Source organism: Vibrio sp. 10N.261.45.E2, from assembly GCF_002875705.1.
Lineage (GTDB): Bacteria > Pseudomonadota > Gammaproteobacteria > Enterobacterales > Vibrionaceae > Vibrio.
This window is the reverse complement of record NZ_MCZZ01000004.1, coordinates 1-10458: the sequence shown is the minus strand read 5'-3', so window position 1 is coordinate 10458 and position 10458 is coordinate 1. Positions and strand designations below refer to the sequence as shown.

10 protein-coding genes are annotated in these 10458 nt (G+C 49.5%); all 10 read left to right on the top strand.

Annotated elements, in window-relative coordinates; translation table 11 throughout:
- Positions 1-128: 128 nt before the first annotated feature.
- Complete coding sequence (gene traE / locus BCT34_RS00135) at positions 129-707, top strand: type IV conjugative transfer system protein TraE (RefSeq protein ID WP_076654391.1); 579 nt, start codon at positions 129-131, stop codon at positions 705-707.
- On the top strand, positions 707-1579 hold the full coding sequence (locus BCT34_RS00130; RefSeq protein ID WP_076654390.1) for a type-F conjugative transfer system secretin TraK: 873 nt from the start codon (positions 707-709) through the stop codon (positions 1577-1579). Before traE ends, BCT34_RS00130 begins: the two co-directional genes overlap by 1 nt.
- 158 nt (positions 1580-1737) lie before the next feature.
- Positions 1738-3021: a TraB/VirB10 family protein gene (locus BCT34_RS00125; protein ID WP_241902811.1), complete on the top strand. Its 1284-nt coding sequence runs from the start codon at positions 1738-1740 to the stop codon at positions 3019-3021.
- Positions 3018-3458: a type IV conjugative transfer system lipoprotein TraV gene (traV, locus tag BCT34_RS00120; protein ID WP_076654388.1), complete on the top strand. Its 441-nt coding sequence runs from the start codon at positions 3018-3020 to the stop codon at positions 3456-3458. Before BCT34_RS00125 ends, traV begins: the two co-directional genes overlap by 4 nt.
- On the top strand, positions 3455-6010 hold the full coding sequence (traC, locus tag BCT34_RS00115) for a type IV secretion system protein TraC (protein WP_076654387.1): 2556 nt from the start codon (positions 3455-3457) through the stop codon (positions 6008-6010). The genes traV and traC overlap by 4 nt, the downstream gene beginning before the upstream one ends.
- Positions 6007-6351: a TrbI F-type domain-containing protein gene (locus BCT34_RS00110; RefSeq protein ID WP_076654386.1), complete on the top strand. Its 345-nt coding sequence runs from the start codon at positions 6007-6009 to the stop codon at positions 6349-6351. The genes traC and BCT34_RS00110 overlap by 4 nt, the downstream gene beginning before the upstream one ends.
- On the top strand, positions 6348-6983 hold the full coding sequence (gene traW, locus BCT34_RS00105) for a type-F conjugative transfer system protein TraW (RefSeq protein ID WP_083702830.1): 636 nt from the start codon (positions 6348-6350) through the stop codon (positions 6981-6983). The genes BCT34_RS00110 and traW overlap by 4 nt, the downstream gene beginning before the upstream one ends.
- A complete protein-coding gene (traU, locus tag BCT34_RS00100) occupies positions 6983-8002 on the top strand; it encodes a conjugal transfer pilus assembly protein TraU (RefSeq protein WP_076654384.1) in 1020 nt (339 codons plus the stop codon). The genes traW and traU overlap by 1 nt, the downstream gene beginning before the upstream one ends.
- Entirely contained in the window at positions 7972-8646 is a 675-nt protein-coding gene (trbC, locus tag BCT34_RS00095) for a type-F conjugative transfer system pilin assembly protein TrbC (RefSeq protein ID WP_131828415.1), read from the top strand. Before traU ends, trbC begins: the two co-directional genes overlap by 31 nt.
- A 59-nt stretch (positions 8647-8705) precedes the next feature.
- Positions 8706-10458, top strand: a 1753-nt coding sequence (gene traN, locus BCT34_RS00090; RefSeq protein WP_198594875.1) for a conjugal transfer protein TraN, incomplete at its 3' end; no start/stop codon positions are given.

Here is a 10458-nt window from a genome sequence, read left to right as displayed (position 1 = left end):
CGCTACATCAAAGGGCAATACGGGATTAATGTATTCAGTAGCAGCCTCTATTACTACACCACGACGCCCAAGCATAAAGCGTCTTTTAAGCGCTTTCCTGCCGCTAGCTTACGATATTGGTTTCCGTAATGAAAAAAGAAAATTATGACTACATTCAATCACTCACACAGTCGCATCAACGGTCTTTGATGCGGGTGATGACGTGTTGCGGCCTTGTCGTGGTGCTGTTATCGGGCGCGTTAACTTACGTCGTGATGAATAAAACACGCACGGTATTAATACCACCCACTTTAACGAAACCTGTGACCATCGGCCGAGACTATGTCGATAGCAGCTATTTGTCACAATTAGCGCAATATTTAATTTGGCTACGCTACAACGTCACACCGGACAATGTTGAGGCTCAAAACGAGCAGCTTCTGCGTTATCTGTTGCCGAGTGAATATAGCGTATTGAAGGCCAAACTTGATAAGGAATCTCACGTCGTTATCAACGATAAAGTGAGCAGCAGCTTTTTCATTCAAGGCATGGTGGTTGATGTGAGTAGCGGGGTCGTTGAAGTGACCGGCGTACAACAAAAGTACGTGAAGCGTCGAGCTTTAACACCCAAACCCAAAACCATCACCCTCACGTTTTCTGCGCCCGAAGGACTGATTTTATTATCGTCCATGAACAGTGTGAATACCAATAGAAAGGAGTCGATGTAATGAATACAAGCGGCCTAATGAAAGGCAAGGCTGGTCGATGCGGCATCCCTTATCTTAGTTGGTTTGGGATGATGGTAGCGCTATTGACCACACCACTCATGGCGGCGGAAGTGAAGACCACGGTGTTGCCACCGAGCCTTTTTTCATTGTCTGACAATGAGACGGTGCAAGTGTCTTTGTCGGGAGTGGATGTCAATCGCCTCCTGGTTAAAGACGACATTATCACTTCTGTGCGTTGTCCCGCAGGCTTCTGTGTGATTGATAACGAACCGTCACAAGACGGCAGTGTGCTTTTGTCGCTGAACACACAGCGCGGCTTATCGCCCTTTACCTTTTTTGTGAGCACAGAGGGCGGCCGACATTTTTCTGTCTTGGCGGTGCCTCGCGCTGTACCCGCGGTGACCGCTATTTTTACGCTGAAAGAGAACGCCACGGCAAAGTGGCAGGAGACGGTCAAGAGTGTGCCTTTTGTGACGCGCTTAAATCAGTTGATGAAATCGTCGATTTTGAGTTTTGAGTCGGGTCAATCACCCGCGGGGTTTGTGCGTCATAACATCACCGAAGACACCAAACCTTGTCAGGGCTTGAAAGGTTATGAGCGAACGCGTTGTCGCTCGCGCGTAAAAAGTGAATACCAAGAAGGGGCAAGAAAAGCGTTAAACGCCGTCCCTCGCGTCATTTTTAAAAGCCCGACGCAAAGCGTTTTAGTTTATCGCCTTATCAATCGAACGGGTGAGAGCGTTTCTCTACAAGCGAACCAATGGTATGTGGAAGGATTGCAGGCGCAAACGGTGATCCCCAACGTCAACGCGTTAGCGGATGGGGGTAAAGCTTGGCTTTATCAAATCGTGACATCGACGGGGACGCAATGATGAAAGAGGCACTGCACCGGTTTTTCTCTCGCGGTCAAAATGAAAGTCTTGAGAGTGAAGGAAAATCGTCACTCAACGAGCAAGGCCAGTCTCGCAACAATATCATCTTGGCGGTCGCGCTTGGGATGGTCATGGTGGTCTTTGGGCTGTTTTGGTTATTGTCGCAGACGAGCGCTCCGCCTGTGACGCGCTCAGCACCGTCATTGGGAGAGGTGCTTGATGATGAGTACACGCGTGATGATGCTCAGTCTGCTGAGCGCAGTAATGAGCGCACGCTGGAATTGCTCTCTAAAGAAGTCAAAGGATTGAGAGCGCAAAACGAGCAATTGATGGGGCGATCTCAGGCGCAAGATGAAAAAGCGAAAGAAGCGGCTATCGCTTGGCAACAAGAAAAAGACGCGCTGGCGAATCAACTTAAAGATGCTACGCAACTGTTGCAAAACGCGGCCAATGAGTCTGCGGGTCTAGTGGATACGGGGGCATCGAGCCTTGGCGGTTCGGGTCAACATTCGTTCAGTACCGACGTTGACCCTTTTGATTACCCGGGTTCAAAACCCCGTCCTCCGCGTTATGAAGACAGCCACCGCTATGACGACACAAAAGACGTAACGTCAATGAAAACGCTGGTGCAGAGCGAGGCCAGTACGCCGAGAGGGATAGAGACGTTTATTATTCCAACCCGCAAGCGGGATAAACGCACAGACAGCAATTACGTCCCTGCGGGCAGTTTTGTGACCGCAGTGATGACGGGGGGTGCGGATGCCAATGCGGGCGTATCGGGTCAGTCGTCTACGTCCCCTGTGCTTTTTGAAATGTTGAATGGGGGTTTTCTTCCCAATGGTAAGCACACGAAATTAAAAGGTTGCACCATGACGGGCAGTGCGTATGGCGATATTTCTTCGTCTCGCGGTATTGTTCGGGGGGATCGATTGTCGTGTGTTCGTAAAGACGGTTCGGTGCTCGATATTCCCGTTGAAGCGACCGTGTTCAACTACGGGAAAAACGGCATCGCGGGAACGGCCATCATGCGTAACAGCAAAATTATACAAAGCGCAGGTATCGCAGGGGTCTTGGCCGGATTGGGGAACGCGGCGACGGGAATGTCACAAACACAATCGGTATCAGCGCTAGGCTCTACGACGTCCGTTGACCCAAGCAAAGTCGGTTTAAATGTGTTGGGTACCGCCACGTCGGAAGTGGCGTCAAAACTCAGTGATTATTACCTCAAACTGGCCGAGCAATACCACCCTGATATTGAAATCCGTCAAGGGGCAGTGGTGAACATTGTCTTTTTGAAAGGGTTTCCTCTTTACGATACGAAAGCTTACACCCAAGAAATGAAACAAGCCGAAGAACAAAGGAATGCAGTCAAAACCATTACCTCAAACCCGATTGCGGCACTGGCGGGAGCGACTGGACAATCTTTAGGAGAAGTGAAATGACCATCTTAATGAAAGGCGCGACCTTAATATTCGTGTTCACACTGGCAGGGTGCGCCGGTTTTCAAAATGAAAGCAGTTGTACGAAGGTCGATGGGTTAGCGTCGTGTTCATCACTCAGTGATGTTCACAACATGGCGAATAACGGCACCATTGCGGCCAGTGAAGAGGGACAGATTACGCGCGGTTATCAGTCAGGGAATGATGAAGGTGGGACGTTGACGTTAGCCCCAAGGTTTGGGGCGGTCAGTGCGCCTAGAGCATCCAGTACCCCTATCCGCGTACCAGAGAGAACGGCTCGAATGGTGGTCTTTCCTTACATTGATGAAGAGGGGCATTACCATGACACGGCCAGCATTGATATTTTGATTAGTGAGCCTTATTGGTCAAAACCCGCCGCAACGGTGATCCGTAAGCAACTGGAGGCGTCGCAATTATGAGTGTAGAACCCCTATTCAAAGCGGCGCACCGCTTGCGCGAAACTCCCGTAATCAGTGATGAGTTGCCGTATCATTTATTTGATGAAGATAAAAACGTTTTCATCAATACCTCAAGCGTCGGAATGGGACTGAATTTCATCCCGTTATCAGGGGTGACGGACACGGAAGTCGAGACTTTGAACAAGTTGCTGTGTGATTTGCCCGAAGGGGACGCGTGGTTTTATCAAGTGGACTTATCCGTTGATAATCGCGTAGGGGTGGCGATTGAGCAAAATGCACAAGCCATTCAACATCAAGATGGAGTACATGCCCTTTTTGCAGGCAATGAAGCGACCTACGCAAGGTATGGTGCAAGGCATTCTTTTGACGCTAAATCCAGTGACCAATTCAATTTACGCCGTTATTTAGGGCGCATTTGGGTCTCTAACACCAAGGGCGACATTAGCCAGCTAATGGATGTGATGGAAACCCTCACTTTGGGGCTTCAACAATTGGGGCTTCAACCAATGCCTTGCACGGATGAATCGTTGCTCCAAGCGGTAAGAGATTCCCTGTATTTCGATCGTGACACATTACATGATCTCCATGTGGACGTTTTACCGTTTGAGCCGCTTGCGTCGCAAGTGGTGAAGGCGGGCAGCGAACTGTTAGTGAGAGATAAGAGTATCGCGTGTCGCTTTGATGGGGAGCAAGGTCAGCAAGACACGGTATTGGTGACATTAGGGCTGCATAAGCTGCCGCGTCAGCATCACCTTTTTGCGCTGCCTAATTGCTTCGCTCATATTATAGAAAGCAGTAAGGCGACGACGTGTCCCTTTACGTTGAGTGTCGCGTTCACCCTCCAAGAAACTGGCAAAACAAAAATCAAAAACGGTCAAAAAATACATTCTTTGACGAAGTGGGCAAACTCCCCTATGGCGAAGTTTTTACCCCACATTGTGACGGAGTTGAAGGATCGTGAATTACTGCAAGAGGGGCTGACGAGTGACGCGTGTAAATTGAGCCGTTGCACGTTTACCGTGACGCTTAAAACCACCGAGCAAGACCGAAAAATTGACATGATGAACGCACAGAATGCGTTCACCTTTGGCGGGATAAACCTCATCCCCAACCACCGTGTTCATTTTGCTTCGCTACTCAATACTTTACCTTTTTTACCTGCGGATGGTTTTTTCAAAGACATGGAAAAGCTCAAGTTAACCCGTACTGTTAAAACGTCTAATTTGGTGAATTTTCTGCCGGTTGTGGCGGATAAGCAGCGTATGAGCACGGGGCTTTTGTTACCCACATTTCGCCGTAGTCTGTACTATTTTGACCCGTTTGAAGCAGGCGGGGACAACTTTAACGTCGCGGTCGCGGCGGCGTCTGGCTCAGGAAAATCTTTCTTCACTCAAGCGTTGGCCAAAAACCAAATCGAGCGCGGCGGGCACGTGTGGATTTTGGATAATGGTGACAGCTATAAAAAATTCACGCTGCTCGAAAATGGCGTCTACATGAGTCATAAGGACATCCGCCTCAATCCCTTCACTCACCTTTCTACCATCGCGAAGGACGGGGACTTTGTGGATGATTCAGGGGAGATGGTGAACCCTTTAAAACAAACCATTGGCGATATTGTGTCGTTGTTTGCGATTCTATGCTCGCCCAACCAAGGCGTAACCGACCACCAACGCACGGCCTTATTGGTGGCGATATCTCTGGCGTGGGAGCATCACGGCGATAAAACCATTGTGGATGATGTGCGAGATTCATTAATCGCACTCGCAAAACAAGAGGGCGACGACCGCCGTATTTTGGATTTGGCGTTTGCGTTAAAGCCTTACTGCCAAGGTGAAATCTATGGTGAGATGTTTAACGAACCTTCCATGCTCGACCCTAACGCCCATCTGACCACATTAGAGTTATCAGGATTTAAAGGAGATGTGCTCAGGCCGGTTGTGTTTGCTTTGATGGTGAACATCAATCAAGCCATGTATTTGTCGGGTGATAGAACCAAGCCAAAGATGTGCATCATTGAGGAAGCGTGGAAGCTGATGAGTGGCAGTGACAAAGCGGCCTCTGAGTTCATCGAGGAAGGCTATCGCACCGCGCGTAAGTTTCGTGGTTCATTTGTGACCATTACACAGGGAATTGTGGACTTCTTTAAATCCAGCGCGTCCGAGGCGGCGTACAACAATTCGGATGTGCATGTTTACCTCAGACAAGGGGATGGGTTTGGCACCTACGTGAAGGACAATCCGACGGCCTTTGACCCATTTGAGGTGCGTCAAATTAAAGGATTTAAAACGGCGAAAGAAGCCGGTTACTCCAGCTTAATGCTCAGGGTAGGCGGTCGCAGCAGTTTTCATCGGTTCTTTTGCGACCCTTACACCCGCGCCTTGTTATCGACAGAATCAGTCGAGTTTACCCACGTTGAAAAACAGTTGCAGCAAGGCGTCAGCATCACCGATGCGGTGATTCATACCGCAAAAACGTTCTATGAAAAAGACATTGCCCGTTTTGATGTCATCAAAGCCAAAGAAGCGGAACAAGCGCAAGGGGATGCGTCATGAATCGTTTAACCCTCTTACTCTCACATCTTTTGAGTGCCAGTCTTGCTGTCGTAGTCACCGTCGTTTTGGTCTCTAAATTTCCTTTTGTTCCGACTCAACCTTTAGTCAGTTTGGACAAAAAAGCCTTGATTGCGCGTTTTGACCAACAACTCAGTGCGCCCACGTTGACCGAGCGTGAACGTGTGGCCGCGCTCGATCAATTTACGTGGCGTTTAATGGCACTCATTAAAGAGTACGAAACACAATCGGGGGCGGTGGTGCTCAATCGTTCTGCGCTCATCACGCCGCTCAATGACATCACCGATGAGGTGGAGCGACGGATAAAGAGGGATTGGCGATGAAGCGATACATTTACCGTTTGTGGTGGCTCGTCTTGCTCAGTCCGTTTGTGGCCGCGAAAGACTTAGGTGTCATGGGGCAAACCTTTGAAGTCGTAGAGGTCGATATGATGGTTTGGATAGAGCAACGTCTCGCGCAAAAAAAAGCGGATGGGTCGATTGACCGATTTCATGAGCAATTGAAAGCCACGGTCACAGGCTACATGGCGCAGCCGCCCGCCGTGCAAGGCATCCAACGTGCAACAAGAGACCGCAGTTTTACTGTTGACCCGACGTTGTTTGTGCCTCGTGATATTACTGACCATGAAGGAAATATGATAGTGAAGGCGGGGACACGCGTGAATCCGTTTGAGCAGTTGGGGAGACCTTACACGCGAAAACTGGCGTTTTTTGATGGGCGTGATGCGTCGCAACTCCAATGGGCAAAGCGCATGGCGAAGCAACACCCAATGGACACCACGTTGATTTTAGTGGGTGGAAACATTGAGCAGGCTTACCAAAAACTCGACCAAAAGGTGTGGTTTGACCAAAACGGTTACCTCAGTCAAAAGCTACACATTACTCGCGTTCCCGCCTTGGCTTACGCGAGTGGCAATCAGTGGCGCGTGGATGAAATTAAGGTTGAGGATAAATAATGAGGTTACACGGTCACTTACTCGTTTTGGTCAGCATCTTACTATTATCGACACCGGCTCAGGCGGGGGGCGTTACATGCAGCAGCGCGGGCATGTTCAATCCCATCACCGATGTGTGTTGGGACTGCATCTTCCCTATTCGTGTTGGCTCTGTACCGATTGTTCAAGGGCGTTACCCTGACGAGCAGACCGAAGGTTCGCCGATTGGTTTTTGTCCCGCGCCCCCGCCGATATTTCAGCGCGTGGGTGTCAACATCAGTTATTGGGAGCCTTACAGCTTGGTGGATGTGGTGAAAGAGCCGTACTGCCTAGAGAGTATGGGGATGTCGGTCGGCAGCAGTAACCCATTAAAAATGGGCGGGACAGACACCTTTAAAGGTGGCGGTAAGCCTGACCGAAAGGGCGGATTCTATGATGTGCATTGGTATAAATACCCGATTTTTGCGCTTTTGGAGGTGTTAGAAAGTGTGGTTTGTGGCACGTCGGGTGGCCTTGATATGGCTTATATCACCGAAATTGATCCGTTATGGCATCAGGAAGACACGGCCGCGATTTTACATCCCGAAGTGTTTCTTTTTAATAACCCGATTGCGGCACTGGCGTGTATCGCCGATGCGACCAAGACCCTGTTAGGGACGAGCACGGCCATTGATGCCCTTTTTTGGTGTCAAGGCAGCCAAGGTTTGGTGTATCCCTTTACGGGACAAACCAGTGAGCGGCGCTCAGGCATCAGCAATGCGGTGTTACTCATGGAACGGTTTAATTTTAAGTTACATCGCCAAGGGGTCGTCAATGAAACGCATTCGGGTAATCCCGCTAATTGCATGGCGACGCCCGATCCTATTTTACCTAAATCTCGTTATCGCTACCAAATGACAAGGCCAACCCCAAGCCCCGATGCGTGCTACCCCTATGGGACGACCGCGATTCGATGGGAAGCAGGGCGCAATAATCCCGTCACAGGGCGAGATAACTACAGCTTCATTAATTGGCGAAAGCACAGTTGCATGGCGTTGTAGACGAGTTTCACTTTGATGGAGGTGAGGCCAACTTTGGTGAGAAACGAGCCAATAGTTTGCCTTATCTCTATCCGACAAGCGCAGCGCGTCAGGGCGGCGATAAGACACCAAAAGGACATATCATGCTCTTACCCTACACAAGATCTATCATGATGACCGTGCTTGCGCTGGTCTTTAGTCAGCCATGCCTTGCGGTGATAGGGCAATCACAGTCATCACTCGATCCATTTTTAAAACAATTACAACGTGAAAGCATGGGGACAAAAGCCCCAAAATCTCACGATCCTTTCATGGTATTGGTGAGCTTGTCGATGCCGGAAAGTTCATTGATCCCTTTGCTGCGTCAAGCGCACGAGTTAGGCGCACCGGTTTACATCCAAGGGGTACTGCCCGAAGGGTTTAAAGCCACGATTGAAACCATCAACCAACGTCTTCAAGCGCAAGGTGAGCAGCCTATCGGTGGTATCAGTATCGATCCCCATCCTTTTAAGACGTGGGGGGTCACTCGTGTGCCGACGTACATTTTGCAAGACAAAGGGCGTGTTGACCGATTGACGGGCAACATTACCCCTCGTGCCGCGCTCCAACAATTTGTCATCAGCGGGGATAACCAAGATCTCGCTCGTACGTTAAGCAAAAGGTAAGGATTATGCGCTCAACCCCTCTTTTTCTGACCATTGGACTCTCGATGCTTTGGTGCGCCATGAGCAGTCTCACTCATGCCACGGGATTGAGTGACATTAACGCAGACGAAGTCTTGAACTCACAGTGCAAAGACAGTGCGTGTGCGAACCAAGCTAAAAATCCAGATCAAACTCGATACTACAACACCAACAATGACCATTTGGGAGAGGCGCAGATTGCCGCAGATATTGCTCTGACCGATGCTGGAAAACAGCAATTGAACGCATCTGACTTGGAGCAACAAGCCAGTCAAAGACAGTCAACGGCCGAAGTGCCCGATTTAACTGATCCAGAGCTTGTGAGGCTCAGTGATTTTGTACAATATTCACCAACGCTCATTAATGGCATCAGTGATAAATATCACGATTGTACCGGCGGCATCAGCTACCAATACGTCACGAACAATCGTCAGTGTATCAAGCCTACGAATAGCACGGTTCAAACCACCATGAGCCGTATTCATACGAGCAATACAGTGAATAAAAACACGGTAACGAGAACATTGATGGGATTCAAAAGTGGTACGCTTGCAGTGAGTGTGCCTGTAGCTAATGCAGTCTTAACACAAGCAAGTCTAAAACTGTTAGCTCTATTCAATTCTAATGGGAACAGCACCCGCCCTAGTTGTGGAAAACATATCCCTATATATCTAGATGGAGCCAAAGTAGGTCAAGTTTCGCATGTGCTTGGGTTAAAGCACCTCAATCAAACCTATCGTATTAACCAGCCTGTGAATCGCCAAAGCGTCGTGTTTTCAGTGCCGTATCAAAGTCACTGCAACGGTCGAATGCAATCTTTAATGAAACTTGTACAAGTTACCGCGAGCGTGACTTATCAAATCACCACCCCCGTGACGGGGTGGACGAAAAACCACAATGAAACCGAACTGAGGGCGGCGGGTTGTATTCCTCGACCGATGGTGTGCACCAGACCTAATGAGACCCGAACCATTGCGGGTGTTCCAGTCACCGCTTCTTGTTGGGAAAAGAGCCAAACATGGCAATGTCCCGCAGAGAATACGTGCCAAAACATCCCGACAACGGGGCTTGATGAGGCACACATGAGTGCAGGGCAAACGTCGTGTAAGTTGCAAGGTCAAGCCTGTCAACAGACCGTTAATGGTGTGTGCATTGCCAATCGAGAAACGCATCGTTGTACAACGAAGGTGGAAAAAGACGACGGCTTAGTCTGCGGCAGTCCTGGTACGGTGGTGTGTCCACCAAACTCAACGAAACCCGAATGTCAGCCGCCAAGGTACACCACCAACACCAGTATGGTAGAAGCTCTGCAAGGGTTGGCTTTACAAAAAGCCATTACAGATGAATTCGATCCTGAGAACCTCACCTTTTTTTCAGGGGAAGCGAAAATGTGCTCGAAAGGGGCGCTCGGCACGTTTGATTGTTGCAGCGATGATGAGGGCTGGGCAGGCAAGATAGGCGCCCACCAGTGCAGCGAGAGTGCGCGTGAGATAGCGGCTGCTAAATCCAAAAAAATAGTGATAAAAGTCGGTACATTTTGCGCAAAAAAGGTACTCGGTGCCTGCCTTCGCAAGAAAGAAAGTTACTGCTTGTATTCCTCAAAAGTCGCGCGGATCGCAACGACAGGGGCATTAACACAAATAGGGAAGCGTTTGGGGTCGCCTAAGAACCCCGTATGTCGTGGTCTGACTCAAGAAGATTTTGCCATGTTGGACTTCGCTCAGATGGACTTTTCCGAATTGGCGGCAGACATGAAGTCGCCCACCATTCCTAACTGTTTAGGAGCAATAAAGT

Coding starts and splice junctions, on each gene's coding strand:
- traV (WP_076654388.1), top strand. CDS start 3,018: ATGACCATCTTAATGAAAGGCGCGACCTTAATATTCGTGTTCACACTG.
- traC (WP_076654387.1), top strand. CDS start 3,455: ATGAGTGTAGAACCCCTATTCAAAGCGGCGCACCGCTTGCGCGAAACT.
- traU (WP_076654384.1), top strand. CDS start 6,983: ATGAGGTTACACGGTCACTTACTCGTTTTGGTCAGCATCTTACTATTA.
- traE (WP_076654391.1), top strand. CDS start 129: ATGAAAAAAGAAAATTATGACTACATTCAATCACTCACACAGTCGCAT.
- BCT34_RS00110 (WP_076654386.1), top strand. CDS start 6,007: ATGAATCGTTTAACCCTCTTACTCTCACATCTTTTGAGTGCCAGTCTT.
- traW (WP_083702830.1), top strand. CDS start 6,348: ATGAAGCGATACATTTACCGTTTGTGGTGGCTCGTCTTGCTCAGTCCG.
- BCT34_RS00130 (WP_076654390.1), top strand. CDS start 707: ATGAATACAAGCGGCCTAATGAAAGGCAAGGCTGGTCGATGCGGCATC.